This is a genomic window from Kluyvera sp. CHPC 1.251 (genome assembly GCF_036759945.1).
GTDB classification, from domain to species: Bacteria; Pseudomonadota; Gammaproteobacteria; order Enterobacterales; family Enterobacteriaceae; genus Kluyvera; species Kluyvera sichuanensis.
Window position 1 is genome coordinate 60,583 of sequence record NZ_JAPKIC010000008.1, and the last position, 18,670, is coordinate 79,252.

An 18,670-nucleotide genomic window follows, 5' to 3' on the forward strand; every position below is an offset into this window, starting at 1 on the left:
ACTTTGCCCGTTTTGCACGTGGGGTCAGACAAAAAACGCCGTCCACGCCGCCGAAATCGGCATCGCCAGCAGCAGTGCGGGCAGCATATTCACCACCGCAAACATCTTAATCCCGCAGATGCGCAGCCCGGTTGCCAACAGCAGCAGGCCGCCGACGGCGGTGAAGTCGGCCATCATGGCGGGAGTGGTCAGCGGCAGGATAAGGAACGCGCAGAACGCCAGCGAGAGCTGGATGATAAGCATCGGCACGCTGATGGCGCAGACCGCAAAACCGAGCGAGCAGGCAAAGATCATCGCGGTGAAGAAATCGAGAAACGACTTGGCGATAAGAATGGTCGGGTCGCCGGTCATACCTTCATGCATCGACCCGAAAATTCCCGTCCCGCTGGCGCAGAACAGCACGATAATCGCCACGAAGCTTTGAATAAAGTTCTCGTGCTGGCTGCTTTTTCCCGGCTTGAGCATTCGCTTTTGTACGCTGGAAACGGCTTTATTGATGCCTTTTTCCAGAAAGCAAAACTCGCCAATCAGCGCGCCGACCAGCGTTGCCAGCACCATCACCGGCATATTGGCGCATTTAATCACCAGCAGCAGGCCAATCCCCAGCGAGGCAAGGCCAAAAATCGAGGTCATTGAAATGCGAATACGCTCGGGTAAGCGCTGGCTGAGCAGCGCACCGATCAAGCCTCCGACCAGCACCGCGCCGGCATTAATAAATGGGCCTATTACCACGTTAACTCCTGTTACTTATCGATAAGTCCTGCATTATTATGGACTGATTAATCGGTTCAGTGCTTGTTTCTCCGTGGTATTAGTGCATAAAAATTTCGTCTTGCACCCCCTGGTGAATGGTGCCATGATTGCGCGAATTTTCTCCTTTCCTGAATCGGGGCCGCCTGCAATGACATCTTTGCCATTACATCGCCAGTGCCACTTCGCCTGCATGCGAAGGTCTGCCCCTTTCTCATTGCTCACCATGCGGTGAAGCCAACGCACGCTCACTGCAGGACAACAGTAAGATTAGACCATGTCTGCTTTTACTGATGTCTGGCGGTCGGAGCTGTAACCCAGTTGCACCCAGACGCTTTATGGGACAAAGCCAGCGGCTTTGTCCGGGGCTTTTATTCTCCCTGAGTGGGTCGTTGCGCTTATGAAATCAATGCACATTGCTGCCAGTCGTGAACTGGTCTCCCGCCTCTCCACCCATCGTAGCGTGGTGGCGCTGGACGGCACCGACTTTACCGATGTCGCAGCAGTCGTCATTACGGTGGCGGACAGCCACAGCGGCATTCTGGCATTACTCAAACGTACCGGCTTTAACCTGCCGGTCTTCGTGCTGACGACGGACGCGATTAGCGCGCCGGAAGGCGTGAATGCGGTCATTAGCGGAAAAGAGCAGGAGTGGCTGGAGCTGGAAACGGCGGCCTGCCGCTACGAAGAAGACCTTCTGCCGCCGTTCTTCGACACCCTGACCCAGTACGTCGAGATGGGCAATAGCACCTTTGCCTGTCCAGGCCATCAGCACGGCGCGTTCTTTAAAAAGCACCCGGCGGGCCGTCAGTTCTATGACTTCTTTGGTGAGAACGTGTTTCGTGCCGACATGTGCAATGCCGACGTAAAGCTCGGCGATCTGCTTATCCACGAAGGTTCCGCCAAGCACGCGCAGAAGTTCGCGGCGAAGGTCTTTAACGCCGACAAAACCTACTTTGTGCTGAACGGCACTTCGGCGGCCAACAAGGTGGTGACCAACGCGCTGCTCACCCGTGGCGATCTGGTGCTGTTCGACCGTAACAACCACAAATCCAACCACCACGGCGCGCTGATTCAGGCCGGGGCAACGCCGGTATACCTGGAAGCGGCGCGCAACCCGTTCGGTTTTATCGGCGGCATTGACGACCACTGTTTTGACGACAGCTACCTGCGTGAGCAGATCCGCGAGGTGGCGCCAGAGAAAGCCGATGATGCGCGCCCGTTCCGCCTGGCGATCATTCAGCTTGGTACTTATGACGGCACTATCTACAACGCCCGTCAGGTGGTGGATAAAATCGGCCACCTCTGCGACTACATCCTGTTCGACTCTGCTTGGGTGGGCTACGAGCAGTTTATCGACATGATGGCGGATACCTCGCCGCTGCTGCTGGATCTTAACGAAAACGATCCCGGGATTTTTGTCACCCAGTCGGTGCACAAACAGCAGGCCGGGTTCTCGCAGACCTCGCAGATCCACAAGAAAGATAACCACATTCGCGGCCAGGCACGTTTCTGCCCGCATAAGCGGCTGAACAACGCCTTTATGCTGCACGCCTCAACCAGTCCGTTCTACCCGCTGTTTGCGGCGCTGGACGTGAACGCCAAAATCCATGAAGGGGAGAGCGGCCGCCGCCTGTGGGCGGAGTGCGTTGAGCTGGGCATTGAAGCGCGTAAAGCGATTGTGGCGAACTGCAAGATGATCCAGCCGTTTATCCCGCCGATCGTCGACGGCCGCCCGTGGCAGGATCACCCAACTAAAACCATCGCTAGCGAACGTCGTTTCTTCAGCTTTGCGCCGGGCGCGCGCTGGCACGGCTTTGCAGGCTATGCGCAGGATCAGTACTTCGTCGATCCGTGCAAGCTGCTGCTGACCACGCCGGGCATTGATGCACAAACTGGGGAATACACCGAGTTCGGCATCCCGGCGACGATCCTCGCGCACTACCTGCGTGAGAACGGTATTGTGCCGGAGAAGTGCGATCTCAATTCGATCCTCTTCCTGCTGACGCCAGCGGAATCCGCCGAGAAAATGGCGCAGCTGGTGGCGATGTTTGGTCAGTTTGAGCAGCACATCGAAGATGACACGCCGCTGGCGGACGTGCTGCCGACCATCTACAACAAATACCCGGTGCGCTATCGCGATTACACTCTGCGTGAACTGTGTCAGGAGATGCACGACCTGTACGTCAGCTTTGACGTCAAGGATCTGCAAAAAGCGATGTTCCGCAAAGCCAGCCTGCCTGCTGTGGTGATGAACCCGCAGGATGCCAACAGCGAGTTTATTCGCGGCAACGTGGAGCTGGTGCGTATCAGCGAAGCGGAAGGGCGCATTGCCGCCGAAGGGGCACTGCCGTACCCGCCGGGCGTGCTATGCGTGGTGCCAGGGGAAGTGTGGGGCGGCGCGGTGCAGCGCTACTTCCTGGCGCTGGAAGAGGGTGTGAACCTGCTGCCGGGCTTCTCGCCGGAGCTTCAGGGGGTTTATAGCGAGAAGGATGCCGACGGTATCAGCCGGCTGTTCGGGTATGTGCTGAAATAAAGCCAGGCCCCCTCATCCTGCGGGTGAGGGGGGTTACACGGCGCTGCGGCGGTACATGCGACGCGGATGACCAATCTTGCCATACAGCATTTCTACACTTAAAAAGCCCGCTTCTACACAGTGTTCCAGATAGCGGCGGGTGGTGGTTTTGCTCAACCCCGTTTCGCTTACCACCTCATCCACCGAGAAGCAGTGCGCGGCCTGGTCGTTAAACAGCTTTTGCACCAGCGCCAGCGTTTTTTCCTCAATGCCTTTACTGCCGCTGTCCTGGCGATAATTTTTGGCCTGTAGCTGATAAAGTGAATCAACGTTCTGCTGGTCGACGATTTTCCATACCCGCTGCTGCTCGGCGAACTGAACGAAACGTTCCAGAGACTGACTCAGACGTTTCCACGATACCGGTTTTAGGATGTAGTCGAACGCCCCGTTGCGAATCGCCAGGCTACAGGTGTCCATATCGCTGGCAGCGGTGATGAAAATCACCGAGCAGTTGGCCTGCACCAGCATGGGGTTGCTGATGAGCGTAATGCCTTTGCCATCGGGCAGGTAGTTATCCAGCAGCAATAGCTGCGGCTGCTTGCTCTTGAGCTGTGCCTGAGCGTCCGCCAGTGAAGAGGCGATGCCGACGAGCCGCAGGTGTGGGTGCTTGCTGATAAGCTCCGCGTGGAGTTGCGCCAGTTCATTTTCATCTTCAACGATGAGTACATCGATAAGTTCATGTTGCATAGTCGGTATCTTCCAGTTCCTGTGAGGTACACCGGGCCGTTCCCGTCGCCGGGATAAACAGTGAGAAAATCGTGCCGCGTGGCGTGTTATCGGCAACTTCGATTAAACCGCCAGCCTGGGTGACATAGCTTTCGATCAGATACAGCCCAATACCGTGATCGCCCCGCGTTTTGGTGGTGATCCCGCGTTCAAATATCCGCTCGCGGATCTCCGGTTTAATGCCGATTCCCTGATCGGCAACCTCGATGATTAACTCTCGATCGTTCAGCTTAATCATCACTTCTACGGGTTCATGAGGAAGCGGGGCGCGCTGCGTCGCTTCGATGGCGTTATCCAGTAGATTGCCAATAATAGAGATGACCTCGGACTCGGCCAGCGGCACAAACGGCCTGTCCATCAGGCAGCCCGGATCAAAACGCAGCGCGACACCTTTTTCACGGGCGCGAGCGGCTTTCCCCAGCAGCAGGCCGCACAGTGTCGGCGAGCTAAAGCGTGAGGAGATAAAGTCGAGCAGTTCCTGTGCGTGCTCCGACTGGGCCTGAATAAAGCGAATGGCTTCGTCGTAGCGCTCCATATGCAGTAGCCCGGAGAGAGTGGTCATCCGATTAAGCTGCTCGTGGCGCATAATGCGCAGGTTATCAACGTAGCGTTTTACCTGGCTCAGCTGGGCGCTGAGCGTATCGATCTCGTTGCGATCGCGGAAGGTTACCACCCAACCCTGAAGCGTGTTTTCCATCATGATCCGCACGCGACTGGCAATTACCGTCAGATCGTTAAAATGGCAGATCTCATCGTGGGTATCCTGCTTGAGCATGGTGTCGCGGTTGAAGAACGGCATAGGGGCAATGACGTCGCTAATCAGCTGTCCCCGCAGTCGGCGCGCCGGAAGGCTGAGGCCGAGCAGCTTTCTGGCCGCCTGGTTAATCACCTCGATGCGCAGGTTGTCGTCAATGGCGATAACGCCTTCGTAGATAGACTCCATCATGGCTTTCTGCTGACGCACCAGTAGCCCTATCTCTCGCGGTTCGAGGGAGAAAATCTGTTTTTTAATACTGCGGGTGAAAAACCAGGAGAAGATAAACAGCGCCAGCAGAAGCAGGATGGCGGCAATCAGGATATTCACCACCTTGTTGACGGTGATGCTGTCGAGATAGCTGGTGAGGTAGCCGACGGAGACAATCCCAACCACCTGGCCCTTGTCATCAAAAATTGGCGCTTTACTGCGCAATGAGATGCCTAGCCCGCCCTGGCGAATGGTAGTGGTGCTCTTACCCTGCAACACGGCCTCGTTATCGCCGCCGACAAGCGTAGTGCCTACGCGATCGTTAAATACGGAATGAAATAGATGCCGACCTTCATTATCACCAATAACAATAAAACTGGCGTCGCTTCGTGCGACTAACTTTTGCATAAAATCATGGATTGCCGGGATGTTTTTATCGGCAACCTGTTTGCGCAAGCTTGGGATGATAGCAATTTCCTCCGCCTGTATTTTGGCGCGGCCACTCATCTCCTGATAGAGCTGCTTGCCCATGTCGATATAATAATAGCTACCCAATAGCACAAACAGCACCGAGAAAAAGGCAACCAGCGAAATAAAAAGTTTAATCTGAAATGATACTTTCATTACTCTCACGCAGGGCAGCAAGGGAAGTTGCCAATATATCATCTTTTTTCATGATGCCAGCGTGTTTGCCGGAAACTTGTGATCCCTTGCACAGCCGCGCCATGACAGGGAATTTTCTGAAAAGTGGGTTTAATTAAGGTTAAATTAATAAATGTTATTTATTTGTTCAATTTAGAATAGAAACCATAAAAACCACGCTTATAAATAAGGCGTTAATCACATTAAATAAAAGAAACCATTAAAACCATAGGCGCCATTAAAACTTCGGTTTTAATATGCTTTCACTCACATAAAGTAAGCCTTTAAGCCCTTAGGCTAAAAATACAAAATAACCAAAAGGGCTTCATTATGAGCACAACTGATGATTCATTCTCTGTAACCCACGACCCGATAGAAATTCAGCGTCCGGCGCTTAAAGAACGCTGGTGGCATATTATGGATACCTGGAAAGTTGGCATTATTCCACTGCCGCTGTTTTTGCTGGCCGGGGTACTCATCGCGATTGATTGTCTGGGCGGCAAGCTGCCGAGCGATATCGTGGTGATGGTGGCAACGCTGGCGTTTTTTGGTTTTGCCTGCGGCGAGTTTGGTAAGCGCCTGCCGATTGTTGGCAAGCTGGGTGCGGCGGCGATTTGCGCCACCTTCATTCCTTCGGCAATGGTGTACTACGGCCTGCTGCCGGACGTGGTGGTGGAGTCGACCACTAAATTCTATAAATCGACCAACATTCTTTATCTCTACATCTGCTGCATTATCGTCGGCAGCATCATGAGCATGAATCGTACGGTGCTGATTCAGGGCTTCCTGCGCATCTTCTTCCCGATGCTGTGCGGCGAAATCGTCGGCATGATTGTCGGCATGGGCGTGGGGATGGCGCTGGGTCTTGAACCGTTCCAGATCTTCTTCTTTATCATTCTGCCGATTATGGCGGGCGGCGTAGGTGAAGGGGCAATTCCGTTGTCTATTGGTTACGCCACCTTGCTGCATATGGATCAGGGCGTGGCGCTCGGTCGCGTACTGCCGATGGTCATGCTTGGCGGCCTGACTGCCATCATCATCTCCGGCTGCCTTAACCAACTGGGTAAACGCTACCCGCACCTGACCGGCGAAGGCCAACTGATGCCAAACCGCGCTAACGCGGATACGCAATCTTCGCAGCCAACGGTATCCGGTAAAACCGACGTTACCACCATCGCTTCCGGTGCGCTGCTGGCAGTACTGCTTTATATGCTGGGGATGCTGGGCCACAAACTGATTGGCCTGCCGGCACCGGTTGGCATGCTGTTTATGGCGGTACTGGTGAAACTGTGCAACGCGGCTTCTCCGCGTCTGCTGGAAGGTTCTCAGGTGGTTTACAAATTCTTCCAGACCTCCGTGACCTACCCGATTCTGTTTGCCGTCGGTGTGGCTATCACGCCGTGGCAGGAGCTGGTTAACGCTTTCACCATCAGCAACCTGCTGGTCATCGTCAGCACCGTGTCGGCGCTGGTCGCCACCGGCTTCTTCGTCGGTAAAAAAATCGGCATGCACCCGATTGATGTCGCCATCGTCTCCTGCTGCCAGAGCGGACAGGGCGGTACCGGTGATGTGGCCATTCTGACCGCCGGTAACCGTATGAGCCTGATGCCGTTCGCACAGATTGCAACTCGTATCGGTGGGGCGATTAACGTCTCTATCTCGCTGCTGGTACTGGGTAACTTCCTCGTTTAATCAGGACTGAATAATGAAACTCGCAAGCTTTATCTATCAGGGCGTACGCAGCTACGGCATCGTAAAGACCCAGGGGATGATTGATTTAGGCCGCCGCCTGGGCGACCGCTACGCTGACCTGAAGGCGCTGCTGGAGGGCAACGGGCTGGCGGACGCCACGCGCTATCTCAACGATGCGGTGGATGTACCGATGGACGCCGCGACCTTTTTACCGGTGATTGAGCACCCGGAAAAGATCCTCTGCGTGGGCATGAACTACGCCGAAAAACGTAAAGAGTTTGACCAGCATAACCCGGCGCCGACGTTGTTCGTCCGCTTCCCGGATTCCCAGACGGCGCATAACGCACCGGTATTGAAACCGCGTCATTCGCGTGAGTTTGACTATGAAGGCGAGCTGGCGGTGATTATCGGTAAGGGGGGCGAGAACATCAGTCGTGAAGACGCGCTGCGCCATGTAGCAGGCTACAGCTGCTACATGGACGGCTCCGCCCGCGACTGGCAGCACACGTGGTTTACCGCCGGGAAAAACTGGCGTCAGACCGGGGCATTCGGCCCATGGATGACCACGGCGGATGAAATTCCTGACCCGCACCAGCTTACCATCCGCACCTGGCTGAACGGCCGCATGGTGCAGGACGACAACACCAGCAGCATGATCCACAAGGTGGCGGAACTGATTGAATACATCAGCACCTTCACCCGCCTGAGCCCTGGCGATGTGATCATCACCGGCTCCCCTGGCGGCGTCGGCAAAAAGCGTAACCCGCCGCTGTTTATGCAGGAAGGCGACCGTATTGAGGTGGAAATTGAGCACATCGGCCACCTCAGCAACATCATCATGGAAGCGCCAGCGAACACGCTGACGGCAGCGCACTAAGTAAGGCGGCACGATGCACACGCAACCCACTTTCGATTTCCGGGTCACCCTGGTAGCGGAACATCCGGAACGTTTAGATTCGATTCGTTCGTTGCTGGTCGACAGCGGTCTCGGCATGGACAGCGACATCTCGCTGTTTGTTGAAGCCTGGTCCGGGGAAACGCTGGTGGGCTGTGCGGGTCTGGCGGCGAACGTTATCAAATGCGTGGCGGTTGATGAACGCCAGCGCGGCGCCAACCTGAGCGCCCGTCTGCTGGCCGAAGTGGAGAACGTGGCGCTGGCCTTGGGCCATTTCCACCTTTTCCTCTGCACGCGTCCGTGCAACAAAGAGCGCTTTGCCCGTAGTGGTTTCTGGCCCATTGCCCAAAGCGGTAACAACGCGGTGCTGATGGAAAACACCCCGCAGGGGATTCAGCGTTACTGCCGCGCGCTCAGCCAGAAACGCAGGCCGGGGGAAAAGGTGGGCGCTATCGTGATGAATGCGAACCCGTTCACTCTCGGCCACCGTCATCTGGTGGAAACGGCGGCGGCGCAGTGCGACTGGCTGCACCTGTTTGTGGTGCGCGAGGATGCGTCGTTCTTCCCGTTCCAGGCTCGTCTGGAAATGGTGCGGGCGGGCGTGGCGCATCTGCCCAACGTCACGGTGCATGAGGGCTCGCAGTACATCATCTCCCGCGCCACCTTCCCGGCCTATTTCCTCAAAGAAACCGGCAAAGTGCAGCAGGCGTGGAGTGAAATCGACGTGCTGTTATTTCGCAATAACATCGCGCCGGCGCTGGGCATTACCCATCGTTTCATCGGCTCTGAGCCATTTTGCGATGTCACCCGACAGTACAACCAGACGCTGCACGCGTTGCTTGAGGGCGACATCACGGTGGTGGAGATCCCGCGCATTAAGGTCACGGGTAACGCCATTTCGGCATCGGAAGTGCGCCGCTTACTGAAAACACAGCAATTTTCTCGAATCCGGGACATTGTCCCGGCATCCACTTTCGCGCATTTAGAAGTGCATTACAGTGCGGAAGTCGCATAACTATCAGGACTAAATCATGAAAATCGTAAGGGAGGCGCTGGCCGGAACGCAGGAGTCCAGCGACCTGATGGTGAAAATCGCCCCCGCCAACGGCGAGCTGGAGATTGTCATCCACAGTGAAGTGATGAAGCAGTTTGGCGAGCAGATTCGCCTGGTCGTAGCCGAGACCCTGCGCACGATGGGCGTGCAGCAAGGGCTGGTTATCGTAGAAGACAAAGGTGCGCTGGACTGTGTTATCCGCGCCCGTCTGCAAAGCGCGGTGCTGCGCGCAACGGACGCGCAGCAGATTGCCTGGGAGAAACTGTGATGAGTAAACTTCGCCGCAGTATGTTGTTCCTGCCGGGTGCAAACGCCGCCATGCTCTCCACCGCGTTTATCTATCGCCCCGACTCTATCATGTTCGACCTCGAAGACGCGGTGGCGCTGCGTGAGAAAGACACCGCGCGCCTGCTGGTTTTCCATGCCTTGCAGCACCCGATGTATCAGGACATTGAAACCGTCGTGCGTATTAACCCGCTCAGCACACCGTTTGGCCTGCTGGATCTGGAAGCGGCGGTTCGTGGCGGCGTTGACGTGATTCGCCTGCCGAAAACCGATACCCCGGACGATATTTTCGAGCTGGAAGGCCACCTTGAGCGCATTGAACGTGAGTGCGGGCGCGAAGTGGGCTCTACCCGGGTAATGGCGGCCATTGAATCGGCGATTGGCGTGATTAACGCCGTGGCGATTGCCCGCAGCTCCCCGCGGCTTATCGGCATTGCGCTGGCGGCGTTTGACTACGTGATGGACATGCAGACCGAACGCGGCGACGGTACCGAACTGTTCTATGCCCGCTGCGCCGTGCTGCACGCCGCGCGCGCCGCGCATATTGATGCCTTCGACGTGGTGTGGTCAGACGTTAACGATGAAGCCGGGTTCCTGCGGGAAGTGGAGCTGATTCGCAAGATGGGCTTTAACGGCAAATCACTGATTAACCCACGACAGATTGACCTCTTACACAACGCCTACGCGCCAACGCAGCAGGAAGTTGACCATGCGCAGCGGGTGATTGAAGCCGCGGAAGAGGGCGAGCGCAACGGGCTGGGCGTCGTGTCGCTCAACGGCAAAATGGTGGATGCGCCGATTATTGACCACGCGCAGCGGGTGCTGGAACGCGCGGCGGCTTCCGGCGTGCGTCGTTAAGGATAAAACAATGAATCAGACAGAACTTCTTCACGAAAATTTCCCCCATCTGCGGGCGCTTCAACCTTTTGATACGGCACACAGTACTACGCCGTGGCTGGGCGATATCGAGGCCAAACATCACCGCAAGCTGTGCGACTCGGTAGAGCAGGCAGCGGTGCGCTGTGGCCTCAAAGACGGCATGACTATTTCGTTCCATCACGCGTTTCGCGAAGGCGACCGGGTGATTAATAGCGTGGTGGCGAAGCTTGCGCAGATGGGCTTTAAGAACCTGACGCTGGCCTCAAGCTCGCTGATGACCTGCAACGATGCGCTGATTGAGCATATCGAAAGCGGCGTGATTACGCGCATCTACACCTCCGGTATGCGCGGCAAGCTGGCGGATGCTATCTCCCACGGGTTGATGGACGAGCCGGTACAAATCTACTCACACGGCGGCCGCGTGAAGCTGCTACAGGACGGTGAATTGCAGATAGACGTCGCGTTTCTCGGCGTACCGTGCAGCGACGAGTTTGGCAACGCCAACGGCACGCACGGCAAGTCCTGCTGCGGTTCGCTGGGCTACGCCATGGTCGATGCGCACTTTGCCCGCAAGGTGGTGGTGCTGACCGAAGAACTGGCGCCGTTCCCCAATATGCCCGCCAGCCTGGTGCAGGATCAGGTTGATTACATTGTGCAGGTTGAGAGCGTCGGCGACCCGGCGAAAATCAGCGTTGGCGCGGCGCGCGTCACCAGTAACCCGCGTGAGCTGAAAATTGCCCGCGATGCGGCGGAGGTGATTGAACACTCCGGCTACTTCAAGCCGGGCTTCTCCATGCAGACCGGCTCTGGCGCGGCGGCAACCGCCTGTACCCGCTTTATGGAAGAGAAAATGGAGCGCAGCGGCGTCACCGCCCGCTTTGCGCTCGGCGGGATTACCGGCAGCCTGGTGGATCTGCATGAAAAAGGGTTGATCGAAAAGCTGCTCGATACCCAATGCTTTGATGGTCAGGCGGCGGCGTCGTTGGCGCGTAACCCGAACCACGTGGAGATCTCGACTAACGTTTACGCCAACCCCGGCAGCAAAGCGGCCTGCTGTGACCAGCTTGATGTGGTTATCCTCAGCGCGCTGGAGATTGACGTCGACTTTAACGTGAATGTGATCACCGGTTCTGATGGCGTGATGCGCGGCGCGTCCGGCGGACACTGTGATGTTGCCGCGGCGGCGAATCTGACCATCGTGGTGGCCCCGCTGCTGCGTAGCCGCATTCCGACGGTGGTGAAGCGGGTGACCACACGCCTGACGCCTGGGGAGAGCATTGACGTGCTGGTCACTGACCACGGCATTGCGGTGAATCCGGCGCGTCCGGAGATCCGTGAGCGGCTGGTAGCGGCTGGGCTGAAGGTGGTGGATATCGAAACTCTCTACGACCGGGCGGTCTCACTGACCGGCCTGCCGAAGCCGATTGAGTTTACCGATAAAATTGTCGGCGTGATCCGCTATCGTGACGGCAGCGTGATTGACACCGTCCGTCAGGTGAAGGAGTAACATCATGACCACCGCGACACCCGTGCAGACGGGTGTCAGCCTGGAGGTGCTGCTGGCGGCGAAAGAGAGCCGCGCGGCGCGTCAGGCTGACTGGCTAACGCATTATCAACAGCCGATTATTTCCCTGACCCTGGTGACGCCGGGGTCAGTTAAAAACAGCCTGCGCTATCGCAATACCATGGGCGTGGCGCTGCAGATGTGCGATCAGCTGCTGTGGCAAAATGGCTGGCAGGTACTGGATCGTCAGGTCCTCTGGCTGCCTACCGGTCCGGAAGCCATGTGGTGCGTGGCGCATCAGGCACCGGAAATCAAAGCCCACTGTGCGGCGCTGGAACTGAGCCATCCGCTGGGGCGACTGTGGGATCTCGACGTTATCTGCCCGCGGGCTGGACACGTGGGACGCTTATCGCTGGGCAGCCATATGCGACGCTGCCTGATTTGCGATGAACCAGCGCACGCCTGTTCCCGTTCTCGTAGGCATCCGCTCGAACAGGTGGTTGGCTGTGTGGAGAAGATGATTGATGACTGGTTTATTCGCGACTAAATCCAACGCCACAAGTATTGCTTCGCTGGCGGAAGAGGCGCTGTGGCAGGAGCTTGAGCTGACGCCAAAGCCGGGGCTGGTGGATAAATACAACAACGGCGCGCACCGGGATATGGACCACGCGCTGTTTGTTCGCAGCATTGCCGCCATTGTTCCGTGGTTCTCCCGGTTTACCGAGCTGGGCGATAAGCACGCGCATCGTCCCGCAAGCGAGCAGTTGCGAATGATTCGCCCAATGGGCATCGCCTGCGAGCAGGCGATGTATGCGGCAACCGGCGGCGTGAATACCCATAAAGGCGGTATTTTTGCGCTAGGGTTGCTCTGCTTTGCTGCGGGAAGGTTGGGGGAGATAACCCCGCAGCGGCTTTGTTGCGAAGTGAGCGATATCTGCCGCGGTTTGGTTGAGCGAGAGCTGGCTGCGCGCTCAGCACAGGCAACCGCAGGCGAACGTCAGTTCCATCAGTTTGGCCTGACCGGTGCGCGCGGGGAAGCAGAGAGCGGATTCGCCACGGTACGCAAGGCGCTGGCGGGCTGGAATCACCGCCATCTGCACGCGCTGCTGCTGCGTTTAATGGCGGTGAACCCGGACAGTAATCTGGTCTCGCGCGGCGGGATGAACGGCCTGCGCTACGTGCAGGATTATGCCCAGAATTTACTGGAGAACGGTTGGGATGAAAGCGCGCTGTTAGCAATGGATAACGCGCTGATAACGCGGAATTTAAGCCCCGGCGGCAGTGCAGATTTGCTGTCAGTAGGATGGGTGCTATCAAGGATATAGTAGCCCGGCCGAGCAAAAGCGACGCCGGGTTCAGGCAACGAGCAGTCCCGGCGTCGCTTTGCTCGGCCGGGCTACCGCTGGTGTAAGCCTGATAAGCGCAGCGCCATCAGGCAGAATGGAGCAGATTGCCTGATGGCGGCGTGGCCTTATCCGGCCTGCGTTGGTGGAGAACTTAGTGGGCAACCGTCTGTACACCGGCAGGAGTACGTTCATGTTTATATTTAAACAGCCCAACAAACGCCACCGCCAGAACCAGAGAGTAGCCGGCGAAAATCAGCCATACGCTCTGCCAGTCGGTGATGCCGTCCACGGTGTACATCTCAACCACCTTACCGCTCGCCATACCGCCGAGGATACAGCCGAAGCCGTTGGTCATCATCAGGAACATACCCTGCGCACTGGCGCGGATTTCCGGACGAACCTCTTTCTCAACGAACACCGAACCGGAGATGTTGAAGAAGTCGAAGGCGCAGCCGTAAACAATCATCGACAGGACCAGCAGCACGGTGCCGAACGGCGTTGGGTCGCCGTAGGCGAACAGACCGAAGCGCAGCATCCACGCGAAGATACTAATCAGCATCACGTTCTTGATGCCGTAACGGCTTAAGAAGAACGGAATGGTGAGGATGAACAGGGTTTCGGAAATCTGCGAAATCGACATCATCACCGAGGCGTGCTGCACGATAAAGCTGGTAGCAAACAGCGGATCTTTATCGAAGCTGTGCAGGAAGGTGTTGCCGAACATGTTGGTGATTTGCAGTTCTGCGCCCAGCATCATGGAGAAGATAAAGAAAATCGCCATGCGCTTGTTTTTAAACAGCGCGAACGCATCGAGCCCCAGCATGCTGGTCCAGCTCTGTTTCTGCTGTTGGTTAGAGACCGGAATATGCGGCAGGGTCAGGGTAAACAGCACCAGCACGACCGACAGCGCGGCACCGATATACAGCTGCATATGGCTCAGTTCGAAGCCGGAGAAGCTCACTGCCCACATCGCCAGAATAAAGCCGATGGTGCCCCAGATACGAATCGGTGGGAAATCGTTAACGATATCCATACCGGCAGACTTCAGGCGGTAGTAAGAGATGGTGTTAATCAGGCCCAGCGTTGGCATATAGGCCAGCGAGTTGAGCAGGATAACGAAGAACATCGCGCCCGGCGTGGTGACCTCGGCCGCCATAAACAGCGTACCGGCCCCAACCAGGTGACAGAAGGCGTAAACCCATTTGGCGCTGATCCACTTATCCGCCACGATACCGAGCAGCGTTGGCATAAAGACGGCAGCGATACCGAGGGAACTATAAACCGCGCCGATAGATGCGCCGTCGAATTTAAGCGTAACAAACATGTATGAGCCGAGCGTGGTGAGCCAGCTCCCCCAAAGACAGAACTGCAGGAACGACAGTATCTTAAGCTGCAGCTTTAAATTCATGTTACTTTCCTCACAAAATTTGGCGGGATGTGTTGCTTGGATAACATTCAGAGGCGTTATTTGCGCTGATTCTATCAACGTGAATAGCGAGACATTGTTAAGCACCGCAAAATTTTGCAATTATTCTTACTTTGCAAAACGATTTAGTGACAAAAGTAACATTTTTATAGAGAAGGTCGGTGGGAAGGCAGCTCTCACCCCAATGAGTTCGGGATGAGAGTGCCTGATAGTGTGAGAATTATTACTTGCGACGGTAGCTCTTCTGCGCGGTATTCACCTTGTACAGATAGCGACGTGACTCCGCAGACGGGTGGCGAGTGGTCAGGGTCTGGTAAACGTCGCCCGGGGCCATGCTGTTGATAATATTCGCCGCCTGAACTTTATCGTTGGAGAAGACGCGCAGCACGCTGCCCGCGCCGCCGTTATAGGCGGTGATCACCGCATAGCGACGCGACGTTGGGTTATCGATACCACCCAGATAGACGTTGCTTAGCATCGCCAGATAGGCGGTACCGGTGTCGATGTTACTGGCCGGGTCGAACAGGTAGCTACGGCTTGGCGTGCCGGATTTGCCCTGCGAACGGAACACGTCTTTCCCGGCGGTATGCTGCACCACCTGCATCAGCCCCATCGCGTCGGAACGACTGACCGCATACGGGTTGAAGGAGGATTCGGTCTGCATAATCGCCAGAATCAATGACTCGTCGACACCGTATTTACGGGACGCCTGACGCACCATGCCCAGATATTTATGCGCACGCTTATCCAGGTGATTTGGCACCAGATTAATGGTCACGCTGTAGATAATATGCAGGCCGCTGGTGCGTTTTTTCATCCGCGTTTGCAGCAGGTAGTCGGCAAAGCGCTCGGCGCGCCACTGCCAGCGAATGGCTTCGCCGGTGTTATCAACCACCTGGCCGTAGAGGAACGGCTCTTTGGAAATCTGGATATCATCGGCGTCGGAGTAAAGGTCAACCGAGCCGGGGTCATCGCCCATTAACAGCGTGGTGACGATGGCCTGGCGCAGACGCGCGGCGGGATCGGTGCCAGCGATGGTTTCTACGGTGATGGTACCGTCGTCGAAGTTGATGTGGCTACGGGTCTGGTAGCCGTCGGAATACTTAACGTAGTCTTTTGGACCCGCTATCAGAACTTCGTTAAAGCCCCAGATGTTTTCAATGTTATGGGCGAACTGCCCCATCAGAATGTCAAAACCGTTGGTGTCTTTGACCCACGCCTCGTTATAGGTATCGCCTTTATTTTTTGAGGAACAGGAGACCAGCAGCGGCGCAATGAGTGCCAGAGCGAGTAATTTTTTCATTATTCCGGGAGCGCGTGTTGTTGATGTCTTAAAGGCCCGTCGGGCCCTTACTGTTTTTCAGGCGGCGTGTAGCCTTCAATGTGCACATCTTTGCCTTCAAACAGGAAATTGATCATTTCCTCTTCCAGCAGCTTACGGTGCTCCAGGTTCATCATGTTCAGTTTCTTTTCATTGATGAGCATGGTCTGCTTCTGCTGCCACTGCTTCCAGGCCTCTTTCGAGATCTCGTTATAGATACGCTTCCCCAGATCGCCTGGATAGAGCTGGAAATCCTGTCCTTCGGCTTCGCGCTGCAGGAAAGTACAAAAAATAGTTCTGCTCATAATCAATCCTCTTATGTCGCCGCTCGCTAAACGAGTGAATCGGCGCGTAACTGCTGCAACAGGCGCTCAACCGGTGCGGCCAGCCCCACGGAGGGCGGCTGCGCTAAGTTATACCAGAGAGCGCTGTCTTCATCCATGCATGACGTGAATGAGGACACAGTAAGCCACATTGGCACAATGTCCAGATGGAAATGGCTGAAAGTGTGGCGGAACGCGGTTAGCTGGGTCAGCGTGTCGGCAGGAATATGCCGTGCCTCCAGCCAGCCTCGCAGCGCCTCTTCGGTTTCAAACTGCGGGAAACAGTATAGACCGCCCCACAGCCCGCTAGGCGGACGCTGTTGTAGAAAGACATCGCGGTCATTCTGCATCATCAGGAAATAGCCGGTGCGTTCCGGGATCGTCTGTTTTGGCTTTTTGCCCGGATACTGCGCCCAGCTGCTATTCGCTGTGGCGATGCAGCCGCTCTCCAGCGGGCACAGTGAGCACTTTGGCTTAGAGCGGGTGCAGACCATCGCGCCGAGATCCATCATCGCCTGGTTAAAGCGTGAGACGCCAACCGCAGGGGTAACCTGCTCGCTGATATCCCACAGTTTTTTCTCAACGTCCTTTTTACCCGGCCAGCCGCCCACGGCGTAGCAGCGTGCCAGCACGCGTTTGACGTTACCGTCGAGAATCGGGAAATGTTTGCCGAGCGACAGCGACAAAATCGCCCCAGCGGTGGAGCGCCCTACGCCCGGCAGCGCGGCCACTTCATCGAAGGTTTCCGGGAAGCGTCCCTGGTGAAGCGTGGCGACCTGCTGCGCGGCCTTGTGCAGGTTACGCGCGCGGGCGTAGTAGCCGAGCCCGGTCCACAGGTGCAGCACGTCATCGAGCGGCGCGTTGGCGAGATCGGTCACGGTCGGAAAACGTGCCATAAACCGTTCAAAGTAAGGGATGACGGTGGTAACCTGCGTTTGTTGCAGCATTACCTCGGACAGCCATACTTTGTAAGGCGTCTTTTCAATTTGCCAGGGCAGGGTTTTACGCCCGTATTTGTCGTACCACTCCAGCACCTGGGCTGAAAATTGAGACGCTTGCATGGTCAAAGCTGTGCTTCCAGTATCGTACAATTCAGGGGCCAGATTGCAGCACAGCGGTACTATGCTGTAAACAGGAACTTTCCGGTGCTTGCATCCGGCAACTAACTTTGGATAATGCCCGTTTCCCGAACACTCTCACAAGCAGACTTAATTTTTATGAAGAACGACGTCATTTCACCGGAATTTGATGAAAACGGTCGCCCACTGCGCCGCATTCGTAGTTTTGTTCGTCGCCAGGGGCGACTGACAAAAGGGCAGGAACACGCGCTGGAAAACTACTGGCCGGTGATGGGCGTTGAATTCAGCGAAGAGCCTGTCGACCTCGCCGCCCTGTTTGGCCGTGAAGCCCCGGTCACGCTGGAGATTGGTTTTGGGATGGGCGCTTCGCTGGTGGCCATGGCCAAAGCGCGCCCGGAGCAGAACTTCCTCGGTATCGAAGTGCACTCACCGGGCGTGGGCGCTTGCCTGGCATCCGCACACGAAGAAGGTGTCGATAACCTGCGCGTGATGTGCCACGATGCGGTCGAAGTGCTGCACAAGATGATCCCGGACAACTCCCTGAACATGGTGCAGCTCTTTTTCCCTGACCCATGGCACAAAGCGCGTCATAATAAACGCCGTATCGTTCAGGTCCCGTTTGCCGAGCTGGTAAAAAGCAAACTGAAGCTGGGCGGTGTGTTCCACATGGCGACCGACTGGGAAGCCTATGCCGAACACATGCTGGAAGTGATGTCCTCCATTGACGGATATCAGAACCTGTCTGAAAGTAAAGACTATGTACCGCGCCCACAATCGCGCCCGGTAACCAAATTTGAACAGCGTGGCCATCGTCTTGGCCACGGCGTATGGGACTTAATGTTCGAGAGGGTGAAATAAAATGGCAAAGAATCGTAGCCGTCGTTTGCGTAAAAAGATGCACATCGATGAGTTTCAGGAAATTGGCTTCTCCGTTGCCTGGCGCTTCCCGGAAGGCACCAGTGCAGAGCAGATCGATCAGCAAGTTGACCAGTTTATCGATGAAGTGATCGAGCCGAACAAACTGGCCTTTGATGGCAGCGGCTATCTGGCCTGGGAAGGTCTGATTTGCACCCAGGAAATCGGTAAGTGCACCGAAGAACACCAGACTCTGGTCCGTAAGTGGCTGGAAGACCGCAAGTACGAAGAGGTCCGCACCAGCGAACTTTTCGACGTTTGGTGGGACTAATTAAGCATACGGGGCCGGCATTC

General features: G+C 56.3%; 18 protein-coding genes. 11 read left to right on the top strand and 7 right to left on the bottom strand.

All coding sequences use genetic code 11. The annotated features are described in order from the left end of the window. Window positions 1-24: 24 nt before the first annotated feature. On the bottom strand, window positions 25-732 hold the full coding sequence (locus tag V6940_RS15990; RefSeq protein WP_333496507.1) for a DUF554 domain-containing protein: 708 nt from the start codon (window positions 730-732) through the stop codon (window positions 25-27). 418 nt (window positions 733-1,150) lie between these two features. Between V6940_RS15990 and V6940_RS15995 the strand changes: the two genes are divergently transcribed. Next, on the top strand, window positions 1,151-3,286 hold the full coding sequence (locus V6940_RS15995) for an ornithine decarboxylase (protein WP_333496508.1): 2,136 nt from the start codon (window positions 1,151-1,153) through the stop codon (window positions 3,284-3,286). A 33-nt stretch (window positions 3,287-3,319) separates the two neighbouring features. On the opposite strand, the gene V6940_RS16000 is transcribed toward V6940_RS15995, so the two are convergent. Then, a complete protein-coding gene (locus tag V6940_RS16000) occupies window positions 3,320-4,012 on the bottom strand; it encodes a response regulator (protein WP_333496509.1) in 693 nt (230 codons plus the stop codon). After that, window positions 4,002-5,639 (bottom strand): sensor histidine kinase, encoded by a 1,638-nt coding sequence (locus V6940_RS16005; protein ID WP_333496510.1) that lies wholly within the window; start codon window positions 5,637-5,639, stop codon window positions 4,002-4,004. Before V6940_RS16005 ends, V6940_RS16000 begins: the two co-directional genes overlap by 11 nt. Window positions 5,640-5,987: 348 nt before the next feature. On the opposite strand from V6940_RS16005, the gene V6940_RS16010 reads away from it, so the two are divergent. From V6940_RS16010 to citG, 8 genes are read left to right on the top strand one after another with little or no spacing between them, the layout of a single operon-like run. Then, window positions 5,988-7,349 carry a 2-hydroxycarboxylate transporter family protein gene (locus tag V6940_RS16010; RefSeq protein WP_035892049.1) on the top strand — a complete coding sequence of 454 codons (1,362 nt, stop codon included), beginning with the start codon at window positions 5,988-5,990 and terminating at the stop codon, window positions 7,347-7,349. Window positions 7,350-7,362: 13 nt separating this feature from the next. Next, window positions 7,363-8,226: a fumarylacetoacetate hydrolase family protein gene (locus V6940_RS16015; RefSeq protein ID WP_333496511.1), complete on the top strand. Its 864-nt coding sequence runs from the start codon at window positions 7,363-7,365 to the stop codon at window positions 8,224-8,226. A 13-nt stretch (window positions 8,227-8,239) separates the two neighbouring features. Then, window positions 8,240-9,259 (top strand): [citrate (pro-3S)-lyase] ligase, encoded by a 1,020-nt coding sequence (citC, locus tag V6940_RS16020; protein ID WP_333496512.1) that lies wholly within the window; start codon window positions 8,240-8,242, stop codon window positions 9,257-9,259. Window positions 9,260-9,275: 16 nt separating this feature from the next. Then, window positions 9,276-9,566 (top strand): citrate lyase acyl carrier protein, encoded by a 291-nt coding sequence (gene citD / locus V6940_RS16025; RefSeq protein WP_333496513.1) that lies wholly within the window; start codon window positions 9,276-9,278, stop codon window positions 9,564-9,566. Then, a complete protein-coding gene (gene citE, locus V6940_RS16030; RefSeq protein ID WP_035892044.1) occupies window positions 9,566-10,441 on the top strand; it encodes a citrate (pro-3S)-lyase subunit beta in 876 nt (291 codons plus the stop codon). Before citD ends, citE begins: the two co-directional genes overlap by 1 nt. A gap of 10 nt (window positions 10,442-10,451) precedes the next feature. Beyond that, window positions 10,452-11,969, top strand: coding sequence for a citrate lyase subunit alpha (citF, locus tag V6940_RS16035; protein ID WP_333496514.1), 1,518 nt, complete (start codon window positions 10,452-10,454; stop codon window positions 11,967-11,969). 4 nt (window positions 11,970-11,973) lie between these two features. Continuing rightward, window positions 11,974-12,513, top strand: coding sequence for a citrate lyase holo-[acyl-carrier protein] synthase (gene citX / locus V6940_RS16040; protein ID WP_333496515.1), 540 nt, complete (start codon window positions 11,974-11,976; stop codon window positions 12,511-12,513). Next, window positions 12,491-13,291 carry a triphosphoribosyl-dephospho-CoA synthase CitG gene (gene citG / locus V6940_RS16045; RefSeq protein ID WP_333496516.1) on the top strand — a complete coding sequence of 267 codons (801 nt, stop codon included), beginning with the start codon at window positions 12,491-12,493 and terminating at the stop codon, window positions 13,289-13,291. The genes citX and citG overlap by 23 nt, the downstream gene beginning before the upstream one ends. Window positions 13,292-13,463: 172 nt before the next feature. On the opposite strand, the gene V6940_RS16050 is transcribed toward citG, so the two are convergent. The 4 genes from V6940_RS16050 to mutY form a co-directional block, all read right to left on the bottom strand. Next, window positions 13,464-14,720, bottom strand: a complete 1,257-nt coding sequence (locus V6940_RS16050; protein ID WP_333496517.1) for a nucleoside permease — start codon at window positions 14,718-14,720, stop codon at window positions 13,464-13,466. Between the two features lie 241 nt (window positions 14,721-14,961). Beyond that, on the bottom strand, window positions 14,962-16,041 hold the full coding sequence (gene mltC, locus V6940_RS16055; protein ID WP_333011298.1) for a membrane-bound lytic murein transglycosylase MltC: 1,080 nt from the start codon (window positions 16,039-16,041) through the stop codon (window positions 14,962-14,964). Between the two features lie 47 nt (window positions 16,042-16,088). After that, window positions 16,089-16,364 (bottom strand): oxidative damage protection protein, encoded by a 276-nt coding sequence (locus V6940_RS16060; protein ID WP_185668334.1) that lies wholly within the window; start codon window positions 16,362-16,364, stop codon window positions 16,089-16,091. A 26-nt stretch (window positions 16,365-16,390) separates the two neighbouring features. Next, the gene (mutY, locus tag V6940_RS16065) at window positions 16,391-17,443 is read right to left on the bottom strand and encodes an A/G-specific adenine glycosylase (protein WP_333496518.1); all 1,053 of its coding nucleotides are present in this window, start codon (window positions 17,441-17,443) and stop codon (window positions 16,391-16,393) included. A gap of 156 nt (window positions 17,444-17,599) precedes the next feature. Here mutY and trmB point away from each other — a divergent pair, with 156 nt between their 5' ends. Together trmB and V6940_RS16075 are read left to right on the top strand one after the other, a co-directional pair. After that, window positions 17,600-18,319 carry a tRNA (guanosine(46)-N7)-methyltransferase TrmB gene (gene trmB / locus V6940_RS16070; protein WP_185668332.1) on the top strand — a complete coding sequence of 240 codons (720 nt, stop codon included), beginning with the start codon at window positions 17,600-17,602 and terminating at the stop codon, window positions 18,317-18,319. Window position 18,320: 1 nt separating this feature from the next. Beyond that, on the top strand, window positions 18,321-18,647 hold the full coding sequence (locus tag V6940_RS16075; protein ID WP_333496519.1) for a YggL family protein: 327 nt from the start codon (window positions 18,321-18,323) through the stop codon (window positions 18,645-18,647). The last annotated feature ends 23 nt before the right edge of the window (window positions 18,648-18,670 follow it).

What these genes read in the sequence shown, in the direction of transcription:
- V6940_RS15995 (WP_333496508.1), top strand. Translation starts at nt 1,151, where the DNA reads ATGAAATCAATGCACATTGCTGCCAGTCGTGAACTGGTCTCCCGCCTC.
- V6940_RS16000 (WP_333496509.1), bottom strand. Translation starts at nt 4,012, where the DNA reads ATGCAACATGAACTTATCGATGTACTCATCGTTGAAGATGAAAATGAA.
- V6940_RS16005 (WP_333496510.1), bottom strand. Translation starts at nt 5,639, where the DNA reads ATGAAAGTATCATTTCAGATTAAACTTTTTATTTCGCTGGTTGCCTTT.
- V6940_RS16010 (WP_035892049.1), top strand. Translation starts at nt 5,988, where the DNA reads ATGAGCACAACTGATGATTCATTCTCTGTAACCCACGACCCGATAGAA.
- V6940_RS16015 (WP_333496511.1), top strand. Translation starts at nt 7,363, where the DNA reads ATGAAACTCGCAAGCTTTATCTATCAGGGCGTACGCAGCTACGGCATC.
- citC (WP_333496512.1), top strand. Translation starts at nt 8,240, where the DNA reads ATGCACACGCAACCCACTTTCGATTTCCGGGTCACCCTGGTAGCGGAA.
- citD (WP_333496513.1), top strand. Translation starts at nt 9,276, where the DNA reads ATGAAAATCGTAAGGGAGGCGCTGGCCGGAACGCAGGAGTCCAGCGAC.
- citE (WP_035892044.1), top strand. Translation starts at nt 9,566, where the DNA reads ATGAGTAAACTTCGCCGCAGTATGTTGTTCCTGCCGGGTGCAAACGCC.
- citF (WP_333496514.1), top strand. Translation starts at nt 10,452, where the DNA reads ATGAATCAGACAGAACTTCTTCACGAAAATTTCCCCCATCTGCGGGCG.
- citX (WP_333496515.1), top strand. Translation starts at nt 11,974, where the DNA reads ATGACCACCGCGACACCCGTGCAGACGGGTGTCAGCCTGGAGGTGCTG.
- citG (WP_333496516.1), top strand. Translation starts at nt 12,491, where the DNA reads ATGACTGGTTTATTCGCGACTAAATCCAACGCCACAAGTATTGCTTCG.
- V6940_RS16050 (WP_333496517.1), bottom strand. Translation starts at nt 14,720, where the DNA reads ATGAATTTAAAGCTGCAGCTTAAGATACTGTCGTTCCTGCAGTTCTGT.
- mltC (WP_333011298.1), bottom strand. Translation starts at nt 16,041, where the DNA reads ATGAAAAAATTACTCGCTCTGGCACTCATTGCGCCGCTGCTGGTCTCC.
- V6940_RS16060 (WP_185668334.1), bottom strand. Translation starts at nt 16,364, where the DNA reads ATGAGCAGAACTATTTTTTGTACTTTCCTGCAGCGCGAAGCCGAAGGA.
- mutY (WP_333496518.1), bottom strand. Translation starts at nt 17,443, where the DNA reads ATGCAAGCGTCTCAATTTTCAGCCCAGGTGCTGGAGTGGTACGACAAA.
- trmB (WP_185668332.1), top strand. Translation starts at nt 17,600, where the DNA reads ATGAAGAACGACGTCATTTCACCGGAATTTGATGAAAACGGTCGCCCA.
- V6940_RS16075 (WP_333496519.1), top strand. Translation starts at nt 18,321, where the DNA reads ATGGCAAAGAATCGTAGCCGTCGTTTGCGTAAAAAGATGCACATCGAT.